Raw genomic sequence first — 16,740 nt, 5'->3', positions numbered from 1 at the left:
ATTCTTTACTTTATAAAGAACATATGATTTCTGATATTGGAGATCTAGAAAAATTATTTTTTATTTTTTGTAAAGATATGCAGATAATACTTTTCTTCCTTTTCTTCTTCTTCTAGATATAATGATCCGACCAGATTTATTACTCATTCTCTTTATAAAACCATGAATATTCATTTTTTTTCTATTAGAAGGTTGATATGTTCTTTTCATTTTGATATGTTCATTCTAATGAATCATTTTTTATTGTATATGAATGTATAAAATATTTTTTTTATTCAATATTTTATCATTTTTATATTTTGATGTTGTAATATTCTATGATGTATTTTCTTTTTTTTATATGAAAATATTAAAATTAACATTCCAATAAAAAATCCTATAAAAAAAAAAATTATTCTTTTTGAAATATTCATATATATATATTGTTTTCAAAAAAATATTAAATAAAATACAAAGAAATTATATAATTAAGAATAAAAAAACAATATACATATAAATAAAAATTTATTTATCATTTTTCAAAAAAAGTAGAATATATAATACAAGTATTTCATTTTTTATTTAATTTTCTTCATTAAATAGATATCATCAATGTAAATATAAATTATATTAGGCTGTAAAAGAACAGGAATAATATAATTTTTTACTTCATAATATTTCGATATAAACGGAAAATTAATGAGAAAAAATGAAAATTCTAAAAAAAATAGATAATCTTGAATTTGATATGGAAAAAAAAACAATTCTTAATGTTAAAAATATTATGAATATTTTACCTCATAGACCTCCATTCTTATTAGTAGATAAGATTATAGATTTATCAGAAAAACATGTAATTGGAATTAAAAATGTTACCATAAATGAATATTTTTTTACTGGTCATTTTCCTAATAATCCAATTATGCCAGGTGTTTTACAGATAGAGGCAATAGCTCAAGTAGGAGGAATTCTTATATTAAGTAAATTCAAAAATCCTGAATTATATTCTACTTATTTTTTAAGAATAGATAAAGCTATATTTAAACATAAAATTATACCCGGTGATATGATTGTATTTAATGTTTCTTTATTAGAATCTATGAAAATGGGAATTTTTCATATGTATGGAAAAGGGTATGTAGATAAAAAAATAGTTGTAGAAGCAGATATTAAGGCTAAGATAGTTAAAAATCATAAATATTAAAATATATTTTTGAATAAACAAATTTTAATTATGAATATTACAAATGATGATTCATTTAATAAAATTAAAAGTTATCCTCCGAGGAAAAAACTGTATTTATATAAAAATAGAAAAAAAATTCTATTTATTATCAAAAAAAAATGAATCATTCATCTCACATAGAAAAAATAAAATAATCAAAATTTAGTTAATATGAGTATTCTAATTGACAAACATTCTAAAATTATTGTACAGGGATTAACAGGAAAAGAAGGATTGTTTCATACAGAAAAAATGATTCATTATGGAACTAAAGTAGTAGGTGGAGTAACTCCAGGGAAAGGTGGAAAAAAATATATAGGAGTTCCTATATTTAATACTGTCGAAGAAGCTGTACAAAATACTGGGGGAAATGTTAGTGTAGTCTTTGTTCCTTCTTCTTTTGTTTCAGATGCTATTTTAGAATCTATTTACTCGGATATCCATCTGATTATTTGTATTACAGAAGGGATCCCCATATTAGATATGATTCAGATTAAACATTTTATAAAAAGAACAAAATCAAATTTAATTGGACCAAATTGTCCAGGAATTATTTCTCCAGAAAAATCTAAGGCTGGAATTATGCCAAATTCTGTATTTAGTAAAAAAGGATCTATTGGAATAGTATCTAGATCAGGAACTTTAACTTATGAAGCTGCTTATCAAATAATGAAAATGGGATATGGAATTTCTACTGCTATTGGTATAGGTGGGGATCCAATTTTAGGTATGAATATTATAGAAATCATGAAATTATTTATAAAAGATGATGAAACAAATTGCATTGTCATGATCGGAGAAATAGGTGGAAAATTAGAAATAGAAGCAGTAGAATGGATGAATAAATTAAAACATAAAAAACCAATAATAGCATTTATAGCTGGAAAAACAGCTCCGAAGGGAAAAATAATGGGACACGCAGGTGCTATTATAAAAAATGAAATAGAAACAGCACAAAATAAAATAGATATAATAAAAAAAAATGGAGCTTATGTTGTAGATTCTCCAGAAAATATAGGTATTTTTGTAGATCAATTATTATCATAGATATAATCCTATTATATAGAGTCAACATTTATGTTAAAATTTTTAGTGGTTGGATTGGGAAATCCTGGTATTTCTTATGAAAAAACAAGACATAATATTGGATTTATGATTTTAGACCAAATTTCTAAAACATTTTTTTTTTCTTTTCAAAAAAAAAAATTAGGTTATATTTCAAAATTCAATTATGATAAAAAATTAATTTTTTTTTTAAAACCATCTACTTATATGAATTTTAGTGGACAATCTGTGAAATATTGGATGATAAGAGAAAAAATATTATTAGAAAATATTCTTATTATTTCTGATGATATATATCTCCAATTTGGGATGATTCGATTAAAAGGAAGAGGTGGAAGTGGTGGACATAATGGTTTAAAAAATATAGAAAAAGAATTAAATACTTCTAAATATGCTCGTCTTCGTTTTGGAATTGGATTTCATGATTGTTTGTTAAAAAAAAGAAAAAAAGAATTTTATGTATTAGGAGAATGGAATAAACAAAATATGTTGTTTTTATTATCGAAATCCAATAAAAGTATAAAAATAATATTTTCATTTATCACAAATGGATTACAAAAAACAATGAATTTATATAATAAAAAAAATTTTTCAACCTTGTAGTTTAATCAGGATAGAATATAGGATTCCGATTCCTATGGTATGGGTTCGAGTCCCTTCAAGGTTATGTACAAATATAATATTAGAAAATACATAGCAAATTTTTGTTAGAAACAATAATTTTTCTTGAATTATTATGATTCATAATATTCGTAATTTTTGTATCATTGCACATATCGATCATGGTAAAAGTACTATTGCTGATCGTCTGTTAGAGTTTACTAATACAGTATCAAAAAAAGACAATCATCAATTATTGGACAACATGGATTTAGAAAAAGAAAGAGGAATTACTATAAAAAGTCATGCTGTTCAAATGGAATATCAATATAAAGGTAAAAAATATACTCTGAATTTAATCGACACTCCTGGTCATGTAGATTTTTCCCATGAAGTTTCTCGTTCAATTTCTGCATGTGAAGGTGCATTATTAATTATTGATTGGACTCAAAGTATACAGGCTCAAACTATATCCAATCTTTCTTTGGCATTGAAAAAAAATCTATCAATTATTCCAATTTTAAATAAAATTGACTTATATAATTATTCTTTAGACTCAGAAAAAGTAATACAAGATATAGTAAATTTATTGAAATGTAAAAAAGAAGATGTGATTCCAGTTAGTGCTAAAAATGGAATAGGAATAGAAAATATTTTAAATAATATAATTACAAAAATACCCCCACCAAAAGGAAATATAAATGCTCCATTACAAGCTATTATTTTTGATTCTTTATATAATCCATTTACAGGAATTGAAGTATTTTTTAAAGTAGTTAATGGATTTATAAAAAAAGGACAAAAATTGAAATTTATGTCTACAGGAAAAATATATTCTGCTTTTGATATAGGAATTCTGAAATTAAAACGTGTATCTAAAAAAAAAATTGAAACAGGTGACGTTGGGTATGTTTTATCTGGAATAAAAAATGTTAATGAAGTAAAAGTAGGTGATACTATAACAGACGATAATAATCCTGCAGAAAAATCGATAGATAAATTTGATGATGTAAAACCCATGGTTTTTGCTAGTATTTATCCAGTAAGTAGTGATAAGTATGAAGAATTGCGTTCTTCTATAGAAAAGTTACAGTTAAATGATGCTTCTCTTTCTTTTAAATCAGAATCATCTAGTGCTCTAGGTTTTGGGTTTCGATGTGGTTTTTTAGGTCTTCTGCATATGGAAATTGCAAAAGATCGTTTACAAAGAGAGTTCAAAGTTCCTGTTATTCTTACTATTCCTAATGTTTCTTATAAAGTTTACATGAAAAATAGAAATATTCTAATAGTAAATAATTCTTCAGATTATCCAGAAATAGAACATATCAAAAAGGTAGAAGAACCATATGTTTTCATTGAAATCTTTTCTAAAGATATTTATATCGGTAATATCATTTCTCTGTGTATTAATAAACGTGGTATTATAGTAAATAATCAAAATTATATAACATCGGATAAAATCAAAATTTCATTTGAAATGCCTTTATCAGAAATCATTTTTGATTTTGATAATCAATTAAAAACAGTATCTAAAGGATATGCTAGTTGTGATTATCACTTTATTGGTTATAAAGAGTCTGATTTAAAAAAAATCACTATATTAATTAATCATGAAAAGGTAGAGGCCTTTTCTATTTTATCTCATAAGAGCAAAGCTTTTTTTTTAGCAAAAAAAATATGTCAGAAATTATCTACTTTAATTCCAAGACATCAATTCAATATTCCGATACAAGCTGTTATATCTGGAAGAATAGTAGCTAGAGAAACTATAAAATCTTTTAGGAAAAATGTAACTGATAAATGTTATGGAGGAGATATTACGCGAAAAAAAAAACTGATAGAAAAGCAAAAAAAAGGAAAAAAAAAAATGCGCAACATGGGAAAAGTTGAAATTCCATCCTCTACTTTTATCAATTTTTTAAAAGTATAAAAAATTTTTGAAATTTTAATTAAAAAAATTATTTGATATGTCTATTAAACTTGGAATTAATGGTATTGGCAGGATTGGTAAAATGGTTTTATTATCTGCTTTAAGTAGAAAAAATATTAAAGTTGTATCTATAAATGATTTAATTTCCATAGAAAATTTAGCGTACATATTAAAATATGATTCTGTTCATGGAGTTTTTCAAGGAGAAGTACGTATTGAAGATGGGAATTATTTAGTTTTAAATAATCAAAAAGTTAAAGTTACAAAAGAAAAAGATCCGAATAAATTAAATTGGGGAAATTTAAACGTTGAATATGTAGTAGAATCTACTGGTTTGTTTTTAACCAAAAAACTAGCAAGTTTACATATCCAATCTGGAGCTAAAAAAGTAATTTTATCATCACCACCTAAAAATGATGATATACCAATGTTTATATTTGGAGTTAATCATTATAAAATGAAAAAAGATCAAAATATTATATCTAATGCTTCTTGTACTACAAATTGTTTATCTCCAATTGTCAAAGTTTTAAACGATAATTTTGGTATATCAAATGGACTAATGACAACTATTCATGCAACTACTGCAACACAAAAAGTTGTTGATTCTATTTCAAAAAAAGATTGGAGATTGGGACGATCTTCATTAAATAATATTATTCCTTCATCTACAGGAGCAGCAAATGCTGTTGGAAAGATAATACCTAGTTTAAATGGTAAATTAACTGGAATGGCTTTTAGAATACCTGTTTTAAATGTTTCCGTATTAGATTTTACAGTTTGTTTAAAAGTAGGTACTAATTTTGATAGAATTAAGTATCTAATGAAAGAAGCGTCAAATACTTCATTAAAAGGAATATTAGGTTATATAGAAGAACCACTTGTTTCAACAGATTTTGTAGGAGATAAAAGAATTTCTATTTTTGATGCAAGTTCGAGTATCATGTTAACACCAAATTTTATTAAAATCATATCGTGGTATGACAATGAAATTGGTTATTCAAATAAATTAATAGATCTTATTGAATATATGCATGTTAAATCATACTCATCATAATTTTATTTTCTCAATGGAATATGTTTGATAAATAAATATTTTTTTTTGTGTTTATTTACTTGAAATATATAATTTTTTATTCCATTACTAATCCATAAAAATGACGCATTAATGATTTGGTTATACATTGATATTTGATCAAATGTTTTTTGTGTTATCTTTTGATAAGGAGATTTACATTCAATTAAGATATAAGGATTTTTTTTAGTACATCGTACTAATACATCATATCTTTTTATGGATTCATACATTTTCATAGATGATTCGACTGAGATATTTGAATTTTTATAATGGCCTATATTTTTGAGTAAAAAAATAACATATTGACGTATTACTTCTTCTTTATTGAAAGACATATATCTTTTTCTAATTTCGCAAAATATATATTTTTTTTCTCTATTTTTTTTTAACTTCAAAAAGTTATTGATAAAAATATGTAAAGTATTCATCATAAATAATAGAATTTATCTTATTAATTCATAAAGTTATTTTATTATGTTTGTAATCAAAAACAAAATACATAATTGTGTTATTATAGGTTCTGGTCCTTCTGGTTATTCTGCAGCTATATATTCGGCTCGATCTGATCTCAATCCGGTTATTTGTTTAGGACCTTTACCAGGTGGACAATTAACAAATACAACAAATATTGATAATTATTTAGGTTTTCCTAAGGGAATAGATGGGAATATATTTATGGAAAATTGTAGAAAACAAATAGAACGATTTAATATTCACGTTTTGACCTATTCTGTAAATCGAATAGATTTTTCCAATAAAATAGGAGGTATACATCGTATTTTTTTTGAAGACGAAAAGTTACATTTAGATAGTAGAGGTATCATTATTGCAACTGGATCAACTCCTAATTGTTTAGGAATTGATAAAGAAAAAAAATTTATTGGATTCGGTATTTCTTTTTGTGCTACTTGTGATGGATTTTTCTATAAAGGAAAAAATGTAGCAGTAGTAGGAGGAGGAGATACAGCATTAGAAGAGGCTAGTTATTTATCAAAAATTTGTAAAACAGTATTAATTTTAGTTAGAAAAAATTATTTTAAAGCATCTAAAATATTACAATATCGAATTAAAAAAAGAAAAAATATTAAAGTAATATTTGATTCTGTTATCAAAAAAATTTTGGGTGAAAATTCTTTAGAAGGAATTAAAATTTTAGATAAAAAAGAAAAAAAAGATTATGTGATTTCAATCAATGGTTTATTTATTGCCATTGGACATAATCCTAATACAAAAATTTTAAAAAATCAAATCAAATTGGACAAAAAGGGATATATAGTGGTATCTAAAAAAAGGACTAATACTAGTAAGCCTGGTGTTTTTGCAGCAGGAGACGTAATGGATCCATATTATAGACAAGCAATTACTTCTGCTGGGACAGGCTGTATGGCTGCATTAGATTTAGATAAATATTTATCATCTTTAAATAATTAAAATTATGAGTAATTTTATTGATTTTTTAATGTCTCATTCTAAAAGTTATGGTTTTATATTTCCATCAAGCGAAATTTATGGTGGAATTAATGCCATTTATGATTATGGACAGAATGGAATAGAATTAAAAAATAATATTAAAGAATATTGGTGGAAATCAATGACTCAAATTCATGAAAACATTGTAGGAATTGATTCATCAGTTTTAATGAATTCCAATGTTTGGAATGCTTCTGGCCATATAGATGCTTTTAATGAATTTTTAATTGACAACAGGGATTCGAAAAAAAGATACCGTCCTGATATTTTAATAAGAGATTATCTAGAACAAAATTTTGATTCTAATTCTCCTGAAAAAAAAAAATTTTTACTTCGTTTAGATCGATATATAGAACATAAAAATTTGTTAAAAATAAAAAATTTGATTGATGAATTGAAAATTCATGATCCCATTTGTAAAACAAAAAATTGGACAAATATTCGATATTTTAACATGATGTTTCAAATTCATAATAAAGAAAAATTATTTCTTCGTCCTGAAACTGCACAAGGTATATTTTGTAATTTTCATAATGTTCAAAAATCAAGTAGAATGAAAATTCCATTTGGAATAGCTCAAATAGGAAAATCATTTAGAAATGAAATTATTGCAAGAAAATTTTTATTCAGACTTAGAGAATTTGAACAAATGGAAATGCAATTTTTTATTTTTCCTGACGAAGAAAAAATTTGGTATGAATATTGGATAAAATCTCGTTTAAAGTGGCATTTTTTATTAAATTTAGGAAAAAAAAAATATAAAATTTTTAATCATGAAAATTTAGCTCATTATGCTAGTCTTGGTGCAGATATACAATTCGATTTTCCTTTTGGATTTCAAGAAATAGAAGGAATTCATTCTCGAAGAGATTTTGATTTAAAAAGACATGAATATTTTTCAAAAAAAAAATTTCGAATTTTTGATTCAAAAAAAAGTTACATACCTTATGTTATTGAAACATCTCTAGGATTAGATCGACTTGTTTTTGCTTTATTATCTTCTTCTCTTAAAAAGGAACAGATCAAAAAAAATGAGAAAAATTCCCGTATCATATTAAAATTACCTCCATATTTATCTCCGATCAAAGCAGCTATTTTACCATTAACAAATAAAAATGGCCTTCCAAACATAGCAAAGAAATTATTTAATGAATTAAAAATCGATCATAAATTAGTATATGATGATAAAAATTCTATTGGAAAATTATATCGTAGACAAGACGCTATAGGGACTCCACTTTGTTTTACAGTGGATTATGAAACAATTGCAAAAAATACCGTAACTGTTAGATTTAGAGATACTATGAATCAAAATAGAATACACATTAAAGAAATATCTAATATAATTGAAAAAGAAACTGGATTAAAAAATATTTTAAAAAAAATATTAATGTAAATTTTTTTATTGACCTCTTATTTCAGCCTTAAATTTTCTTTTTAAGAATAGTTCTATTTTTTTCATTGTATCATTTATTATTTGAGATGTGAGAGTTTTTTTTGTACTTTCAAATAAGAAACTAATGGTGTAAGACTTTTTTGAATTACAAAAATATCCTTGATCATAAAAATCATATATATGAATTTTTTTAATAATAGAATTCTGATATTTTTTCATCGATTGATTTAAATATTCAAATAAAATAGATTTATCGATTAAAATCGATAAATCTCTTCTTGAAGCAGGATATTTAGATATTGGAATATAGGTTATTTGTTTATTTTTTTTAATAATAGATATTAGATAATCCCAATTAATTTCTGCATAAAAAATATGTTTTTTTTTAGTTAAACTATCTATAACTTTTCCTATAGTAGATAAATGTTGTTTTTTATATAATAAAGAAACACTATTTTCTAAGAATGGATGTTGATTACATTGTTGTGTATAATCAATAATTCCATTTTTTTGAAAAATTTTTTCAATAATTCCTTTTAAATAAAAAAAAGTATCTTTTATAGATTTAATTTTTTTTTGGTAAATAGATAGACCTAAATAAGTCGGTTCCAACAACCGATTATTTATTTTATAATATATTTTTCCTATTTCAAATATTTTTATAGTATTGATCAAATTGGTATTGAAATGATTATGATTATAATTATATGATATACAATCTATCATTCCAAATACTAAACTAGTACGTAGAACATGATAATTACTACTAATAGGATTGAGGATCCTTATTACTTTTCTTTTGAAAAAAGAATTTAATAATAATGTATTAATATCATGAATTCTCATAGAATATGAAATAATTTCTTGGAATCCAGAATAAATTAATTGTTCGATTATTTTTTTTTGAATATTATTTTCTTTTTTATAAAATATGTTAGAAGGGATATTGATCTGTTTTTCATTTTTTGATTCAATTTTATTAATCCCATAAATTCTCAATATTTCTTCTATTAAATCTATTTCTCTTTTTATATCTGTTCTATAGGAAGGAATAATCACTACAAAATAATGAGTATGTTCTTCATAAATAGAAATATTTAATAAAATAAGAATTTTTCGAATTTTATGTTTAGATATTTTTTTACCAATGATACTTACAATTCTTTTATAAAAAATTTTTATTTTGAATGGTTCAATATTATTAGGATATATATCTATTATATTTGAAATAATTATATTATTTGTCTTTTTTTCTACAATCTTTTTGATAAGAAAAGATATTCTTCTCAAAGAGAATAGAGATGAATTAGGATCCATTTCTTTGTTAAAAAAAGAATAATATTCTTTTTTTAAATGATATTTTTTATATAAAGAACGAAAGAAAAAAGAATGCATATATATATTTCCCAAAAAAAAATTTTTATGATATTCTTTCATATTATTAATAATACCTGCTATTGATAACGGTTGTATTTCTTTTATCATATTTTTATTCGAAGAATAAATGAAGAATTTATCGTAATTCTTTATAAAAATCCTTTTTCCTTCAATTTGATCTAAATCAAAAATATGGATGATAATACCTAATTCATACATTATAAAACGGATAATGTCTATTATATTATTTACAGTTTTTATTCCTATAGAATTTAATCGATATATCAACCAATTTGGAGAAGGAGTTAATTTCATTTTAAATATTGAAAATCCAGAAAATCTAATACAATTCAAATTTTTATTCAAAATAAATTGAATATTTTTCTTTTTAGAAGTTAAATCCTTATCTATTTCAATTTTTAATAAATGAGTTTGATAATTATGGAATTTTAATATGGTATATAATTCTCGAGCAATTCCATGATAAGAAACTAAATCGGAACGATTCGGTGGAATTTCTATGTCCATAATAAAATCTTCAATCCCAAATAAATATTTTTTTTTTATCTGTTTTACCATAATTCCTATATCAATTAGGTATTCGGATACTTTTTTTACATCGATATCAAAAAATATATATTTTTTAATCCAATTAAATGAAAAATTCATTTTTTCTTTATAAATAACTAATAATTGTATAACCTATTATAATAGCGTGAGGGGGATTTGAACCCCCGACCTTTGAGTTATGAATCCAATGCTCTAACCAACTAAGCTATCACGCCTTTTTTTGTATTATTTTTTTCAAGTTTTTTATCGATATTTTTACTTCAAATTTAATATATTTTTACAATTTTTTTTTAACCGTAATATGTGTATCGATTTAAGTCATTATAGAAAAAATTATTCTAATAATTGTTTGTTAGAAAACAAAATTCCTAAAAATCCTATGAAATTATTTCATCATTGGTTTCAACTAGAAAAAAATCTTTGTGGAAAAGATGAAGAAATCAACGTAATGTCAATTTCTACTGTAGGGAAAGATGGTGGACCAGAAGGTCGAATTGTTCTTTTAAAAGAATATTCTGATAATGGATTTATTTTTTATACAAATTATTTTAGTTCTAAAGGACGATCCATTTATTTATTTCCAAAAGTTTTTCTTTTATTCTATTGGAAGAATACAGAAAGACAAGTTCTTGTTAAAGGATTAGCCCGTAAAATTCATAAAGAAAAATCAGATAAATATTTTTATAAAAGACCTAAAGAAAATCAAATAGGATGTTGGGCTTCTTTACAGAGCACAATTATTTCATCAAGAGAATATTTATTAAAACAATATAATAAATGGTCTTTTTTTTTCAAAAAAAATAAAAAAATGATAGAAAGACCATTTTATTGGGGAGGTTATATTGTGAAACCATATCAAATTGAATTTTGGCAAGGACAACCATATAGACTTCATGATAGAATTGTATATTTTTTAGAAGAAAAATGGATAATAAAAAGGCTATCTCCATAAAAAAAAATATCGTTTTATGGAAAAAATATATTTTTATATAAAAATAAGGGGTATGATATCAAATCCCCTTATTCAAATTATATTCTTATAAATTGGAAAGTTCTGCACTTATTTTAAACTTAGCCACTTTTTTTCCTGGAATATAGATTTTTTCTCCTGTTCTAGGATTCACTCCATTTCTAGGATTTCTTTCTACGACAGAAAAAGTTCCAAATCCAACAAGAGTTACTTTTTCTCCTTGTTTTAGTGATTCAATTACCGTTTTTATAAATGCATCTGTAATATTTTTTGTTATGATTTTTGTGATCCCAGTTTTTTCAGCTATTGTATTTACCAATTCTGTTTTATTCATGAAATTTAATTTTATTAATTTTAATTAATTATCAAAAAATACTATAATTAACGATAGCAAATATATATAAAGGATCAATAAATGTCATATTTTTTTATTCAACAAAAGAATTTTTTCTTGCATTGATATTTATTCCGTTAATTAAATTTTTAACATTCATTTTTTTTCTACCTTCTATTTGACCTATGATAACAGAAATAAATCCATTTTTAACACTAATCATCATATTATCACGTGAAAATAAGATGATACCTATTGATAAATTATGTTTTTTTTGAATTTTTTTTGCTAAAAAAATCTTAAATCTATAATATTTTGTGTTATTAAGACATAATAAAGTCCATGCAGTGGGATAAGGACTTAATCCTCTTATTTTATTACATATAGATGTAATAGAACCTTGTTCCCATTGTATTCTACAATCTTGAGAAAATATTTTTGGAGCATACTTGAACGTTATATTTTTATTAGATTGGATTGGATGCAATTTTGTTATATTTTTTGTGATAATTTTTTCTATAGATGTTATTAACATAGGTCCACTAATTTTTCCTATTTTTTGTTCTAAGTCTCCTGCCGTTTCTTCTTTTTCTATAGTAACTTCTTTTTGTAAAATAATTTTTCCGGAATCAATTTTTTTTTCTATAAAAAAAATTGTAGCTCCAGTTTTTTTTTCTCCATTAATAATAGCCCAATGAATAGGAGCAGGACCTTTATATTGAGGAAGAAGAGATGCATGAAAATTTATAGTACCAAATTTAGGTAAATTCCATACTGATTGAGGTAGTATTCGAAAAGATACCACTACTTGAATATCTGCGTTCCATCTTTTTAGATTTTTTAAAAAATAAAAATCTAATAAATTTTTAGGTTGCATAAAAGGAATATGATAATTTATCGCATATTTTTTCAAAGGAGAAAATGCATTTTCTCCTTTGAAAAAATAATTATCCGGTATAGTAATAATACCTATAATATTATATTTATTATGTAATTTTTTTAATGAAAAAAGAGAAAAGTTATTTGATCCTATAAAAACAATTCTTGGAAACTTTTTCATGTAATTTATTTGCAATTTAAATTCACTAATTTTATTTTGTAATTTTGTGAAAAGGTTCATTGATTTTTGAAAATCAAATATATAATAAAAATATCTGTAATAATATGTATTGGACTTTAGAATTAGCTTCTCATTTAGAAGATGCACCTTGGCCTGCAACAAAAGAAGAATTGATCGATTTTGCTATTCGGACTGGAGCTCCTTTAGAAGTTGTTGAAAATTTACAGCAATTAGAAAATAGTGAAGGAGATGTTTTTGAATCTATAGAAGATATATGGGCGGATTATCCACGTGATGATGAAGATTTTTATTGGAATAGAGATGAATATGAACTTTAACAAATTATTTGTATGATAACATAATAATATTAATGAATTTTATTAGAAAAATATTAAATAAATTTTTATTAAATAAAAATCAAAAAGACCTAAAAGAAATCCATTTTTTTTTAGAAAAAATTAAAAGGAAAGAACAAAATATATCTATTTTGTCTGATGATGAATTAAGAAATAAAACTACATATTTAAAACATATCATTCAAAAATCATTAAAGAAATTTTCAGACGAAGAAGATAGAATATTAAAAGATATACGAAATAATATTTCTTCTATTAAGTATTTAGAAGAATTATATTCAAATATAGAAAAAATTCGAAAAATTTCTTACCAAACAGAACAAAAATTATTAATAAAACTTTTACCTGAAGCTTTTTCCATTATTAAAGAAACAGCTAAACGTTTTAAATTTAAAAAAAAACTTGTAGTAAAATCTACTGTTTTTGATAAAAAATTGGCAAAAAAAAAATCTTATGTAATATTAAATGGGGAATATGCTGTATGGAATAACAAATGGAATGCTTATGGAAAACCTATTATATGGAATATGGTTCATTATGATGTTCAACTGATGGGAGGAATAGTTTTACATCAAGGTAAAATAGCGGAAATGGCCACGGGTGAAGGAAAAACATTTGTAGCTACTTTATCAGCTTATTTAAATGCTTTATCTGGAAAAGGAGTTCATATTGTAACAGTCAATAATTATTTATCTAGAAGAGATACTGGATGGATGGCTCCCTTAATAGAATTTCATCAACTAACAGTCGATTGTATCGATAATTATTCCTCTGTTGATATAGAAAATAGGAAAAAAGCATATCAAGCGGATATTACCTATGGAACGAATAATGAATTTGGATTTGATTATTTACGTGATAATATGGCTCGTACTCAAGAAGAATTAGTTCAAAGAAATTTAAATTATGCTATTATAGATGAAATAGATTCTGTATTAATAGATGAAGCGAGAACTCCTTTAGTCATATCCGGATCTGTTGATCCTGTAAAAGATAATAGAAAAGAATTTGAACTATTTAAAAAACAAGTGAAAGTATTGGTAGAAAAGCAAAATCAAGTAGTAAACAATTCTTTAAACAAATCTAAATATTTAATAAAAAATGGAAAAACTCAAATAGGTGGATTTAAACTTTTTCAAGCGTATAGAGGTTTACCTAAAAAAAAATCTTTAATTAAATTTTTAAGTGAAAAAAATATACGTATAATATTACAAAAAACGGAAATATTATATATCCAAGATTATGGAAGAGAAATGTATAAGGTGGATAAAGACCTATATTTTGTTATTGATGAAAAAAACAATACAGTAGAATTAACAGATAAAGGTATCGATTTTTTATCGAAGAATATAAAAGACAAAAGTTTTTTTTTACTTCCTGATGTTAATTTCGAATTATCCAATTTAGAAAAAAAACATTTTTCAAAGGAAAAAAAAATTAAAGAAAAAGAACGATTATTGAATAATTTTTCTATTCAATCAAAAAGGATACATGTCATTAATCAATTATTAAAAGCTTATACTCTCTTTGAAAGAGATGTTGATTATGTTAATATAAATAATAAAATCAAGATTGTGGATGAACAAACTGGTCGTATAATGGAAGGAAGACGTTATTCTGATGGATTACATCAGGCTATAGAAGCTAAAGAAAATGTAAAAATAGAATCTTCAAGTCAAACTTTTGCTACTATTACTCTTCAAAATTATTTCAGAATGTATAAAAAAATAAGTGGAATGACTGGTACAGCTGAAACTGAATCAGGAGAATTTTGGCATATATATAAACTTGATGTAGTAGTAATACCGAGTCATAAATATGCAAAAAGAATTGATTTGCAAGATCTTGTTTTTAAAACAAAAAGAGAAAAATATAATGCGATCATAAATAAAATTATTCATTTATCTGTGTATGAAAAAAGACCAGTTCTTGTTGGAACTACATCAATTGAAGTTTCTGAATTTTTAAGTAGAACTCTAAAATTTAAAAAGATTCCACATAATGTTTTAAATGCAAAATTACATGATAAAGAAGCTGAAATTATAGCAAAAGCTGGGTTACCTAGTACTGTAACAATAGCTACAAATATGGCAGGAAGAGGTACGGATATTAAATTATCAAAAGATGTAGTGATCAATGGAGGATTATATGTTTTAGGTACAGAAAGACATGATTCTAGAAGAGTGGATAATCAGCTAAGAGGAAGATCTGGTCGTCAAGGAGATCCAGGAAGTAGTCAATTTTATGTTTCATTAGAAGATAATTTAATTCGATTGTTTATTGATTCCGAACGAATTTTTAAAATAATGGATAGACTTGGACATAAAGAAGGTGATATTATACAACATTCTTTATTAACAAAATCCATTGAAAAAGCGCAAAAAAAAATAGAGGAAAATAATTTTAGTATACGAAAACGTTTATTAGATTATGATGATGTAATTAATAAACAAAGAGAATTTATTTATAAAAAACGTAAAAATGCATTATGTGGAGATGATTTAAATATAGATATATCTAATATGATTTATTTTTTATTAGATATTATTATGCATAGCAAATCTATAAATCATCATTCAAATTTGAAATGTAAATTTGATCAAATTTTTGGGGTTCAATATCCATTTTCAAAAAAAAATTTTTTTTCTTATAAAAAGGACATTTCTATCCATAAACTTCATGAAATAATCATGGATGATTATGAAAAAAGAAAACAAAAATTTTTGAAAAAAGAAATTGTTCCTATGATTCCTTCTCATTTTGTTAACAATTATAATATTGATAATTATCAAATTCAAGTAATATTTACAAATGGACATAAAAATATAATTTCGACGTTAAATATGTCTGATTTTCATCAATCAAAAGGAAAATCTCTATTTTCAACATTTGAAAAAAAAACTACATTATGTTTTATGGACGAAAAGTGGAAAGAACATCTTCGAGATATGGATTGGTTACGATTTTCAGTTCAAAATGCAGTTTTTGAACAAAAAGATCCTCTCATAGTTTATAAACAAAATGCTTTTAATCTATTTCAAGATAGAATTTATGATATCAACAAAAATATTGTTTCTTTTTTGATGAAATCTATATTAATAAATAAAAATATTGTTTTTATTGGAAAAAGTGATATCAATAATATAATGGATTTTCCTATAAAAAAAAGTATTTATGAAAAAAAAAAACTAGGTAAATATAATCGAATGAATATTCGTCATTTAGTAACAGGAGAAATTAAAAATGTTCACTTTAAACAATTGGAATATTTTTTGAAAAAGGGGAACTGGATTATCGTAGAATAATTAATTTCCGATTTGGAATAAAATT

At 23.8% G+C, this 16,740-nt stretch carries 15 protein-coding genes and 2 tRNA genes; 11 read left to right on the top strand and 6 right to left on the bottom strand.

Annotated elements, in window-relative coordinates:
• Positions 1–60: 60 nt before the first annotated feature.
• A complete protein-coding gene (gene rpmH / locus H0H35_RS02730; RefSeq protein WP_185882918.1) occupies positions 61–210 on the bottom strand; it encodes a 50S ribosomal protein L34 in 150 nt (49 codons plus the stop codon).
• Between the two features lie 478 nt (positions 211–688).
• On the opposite strand from rpmH, the gene fabZ reads away from it, so the two are divergent.
• The 6 genes from fabZ (at position 689) to gap (ending at position 5,856) form a co-directional block, all read left to right on the top strand.
• Complete coding sequence (fabZ, locus tag H0H35_RS02725) at positions 689–1,183, top strand: 3-hydroxyacyl-ACP dehydratase FabZ (protein WP_185882917.1); 495 nt, start codon at positions 689–691, stop codon at positions 1,181–1,183.
• A 192-nt stretch (positions 1,184–1,375) separates the two neighbouring features.
• Positions 1,376–2,251 (top strand): succinate--CoA ligase subunit alpha, encoded by an 876-nt coding sequence (sucD, locus tag H0H35_RS02720; RefSeq protein ID WP_185882916.1) that lies wholly within the window; start codon positions 1,376–1,378, stop codon positions 2,249–2,251.
• A gap of 30 nt (positions 2,252–2,281) precedes the next feature.
• Complete coding sequence (gene pth / locus H0H35_RS02715) at positions 2,282–2,872, top strand: aminoacyl-tRNA hydrolase (RefSeq protein WP_185882915.1); 591 nt, start codon at positions 2,282–2,284, stop codon at positions 2,870–2,872.
• Positions 2,863–2,936 (top strand) — tRNA-Arg (locus tag H0H35_RS02710). Before pth ends, H0H35_RS02710 begins: the two co-directional genes overlap by 10 nt.
• A gap of 69 nt (positions 2,937–3,005) precedes the next feature.
• Entirely contained in the window at positions 3,006–4,799 is a 1,794-nt protein-coding gene (gene lepA / locus H0H35_RS02705; RefSeq protein ID WP_185882914.1) for a translation elongation factor 4, read from the top strand.
• A gap of 37 nt (positions 4,800–4,836) precedes the next feature.
• Positions 4,837–5,856 (top strand): type I glyceraldehyde-3-phosphate dehydrogenase, encoded by a 1,020-nt coding sequence (gene gap, locus H0H35_RS02700; protein ID WP_185882913.1) that lies wholly within the window; start codon positions 4,837–4,839, stop codon positions 5,854–5,856.
• A gap of 2 nt (positions 5,857–5,858) precedes the next feature.
• Here the strand turns inward: gap and H0H35_RS02695 are convergent, their stop codons facing one another.
• Entirely contained in the window at positions 5,859–6,308 is a 450-nt protein-coding gene (locus tag H0H35_RS02695) for a type I restriction enzyme HsdR N-terminal domain-containing protein (RefSeq protein WP_317167193.1), read from the bottom strand.
• Positions 6,309–6,351: 43 nt separating this feature from the next.
• Here H0H35_RS02695 and trxB point away from each other — a divergent pair, with 43 nt between their 5' ends.
• Both trxB and H0H35_RS02685 read left to right on the top strand, forming a co-directional pair.
• Complete coding sequence (gene trxB, locus H0H35_RS02690; protein WP_185882912.1) at positions 6,352–7,308, top strand: thioredoxin-disulfide reductase; 957 nt, start codon at positions 6,352–6,354, stop codon at positions 7,306–7,308.
• A gap of 4 nt (positions 7,309–7,312) precedes the next feature.
• Entirely contained in the window at positions 7,313–8,743 is a 1,431-nt protein-coding gene (locus H0H35_RS02685) for a glycine--tRNA ligase (RefSeq protein WP_185882911.1), read from the top strand.
• 6 nt (positions 8,744–8,749) lie between these two features.
• Here H0H35_RS02685 and H0H35_RS02680 read toward each other — a convergent pair whose 3' ends face one another.
• Both H0H35_RS02680 and H0H35_RS02675 read right to left on the bottom strand, forming a co-directional pair.
• Entirely contained in the window at positions 8,750–10,789 is a 2,040-nt protein-coding gene (locus tag H0H35_RS02680; protein ID WP_185882910.1) for a phenylalanine--tRNA ligase subunit beta, read from the bottom strand.
• A gap of 42 nt (positions 10,790–10,831) precedes the next feature.
• Positions 10,832–10,905 (bottom strand) — tRNA-Met (locus H0H35_RS02675).
• An 86-nt stretch (positions 10,906–10,991) separates the two neighbouring features.
• Between H0H35_RS02675 and pdxH the strand changes: the two genes are divergently transcribed.
• Entirely contained in the window at positions 10,992–11,642 is a 651-nt protein-coding gene (gene pdxH, locus H0H35_RS02670) for a pyridoxamine 5'-phosphate oxidase (RefSeq protein WP_185882909.1), read from the top strand.
• Between the two features lie 85 nt (positions 11,643–11,727).
• Here pdxH and H0H35_RS02665 read toward each other — a convergent pair whose 3' ends face one another.
• Positions 11,728–11,994, bottom strand: a complete 267-nt coding sequence (locus H0H35_RS02665) for an HU family DNA-binding protein (protein ID WP_185882908.1) — start codon at positions 11,992–11,994, stop codon at positions 11,728–11,730.
• Positions 11,995–12,088: 94 nt separating this feature from the next.
• The gene (gene fmt, locus H0H35_RS02660) at positions 12,089–13,114 is read right to left on the bottom strand and encodes a methionyl-tRNA formyltransferase (protein WP_238892322.1); all 1,026 of its coding nucleotides are present in this window, start codon (positions 13,112–13,114) and stop codon (positions 12,089–12,091) included.
• Positions 13,115–13,158: 44 nt separating this feature from the next.
• On the opposite strand from fmt, the gene H0H35_RS02655 reads away from it, so the two are divergent.
• Both H0H35_RS02655 and H0H35_RS02650 read left to right on the top strand, forming a co-directional pair.
• A complete protein-coding gene (locus H0H35_RS02655; protein WP_185882907.1) occupies positions 13,159–13,392 on the top strand; it encodes a DUF2795 domain-containing protein in 234 nt (77 codons plus the stop codon).
• Between the two features lie 32 nt (positions 13,393–13,424).
• Entirely contained in the window at positions 13,425–16,715 is a 3,291-nt protein-coding gene (locus tag H0H35_RS02650; RefSeq protein WP_185882906.1) for a preprotein translocase subunit SecA, read from the top strand.
• Positions 16,716–16,740 lie beyond the last annotated feature (25 nt).

The organism is Blattabacterium cuenoti (assembly GCF_014252435.1).
Lineage (GTDB): Bacteria > Bacteroidota > Bacteroidia > Flavobacteriales > Blattabacteriaceae > Blattabacterium > Blattabacterium cuenoti_X.
The sequence above is the reverse complement of the archived record's forward strand: the minus strand, read 5'-3'. Positions and strand labels throughout refer to the sequence as shown.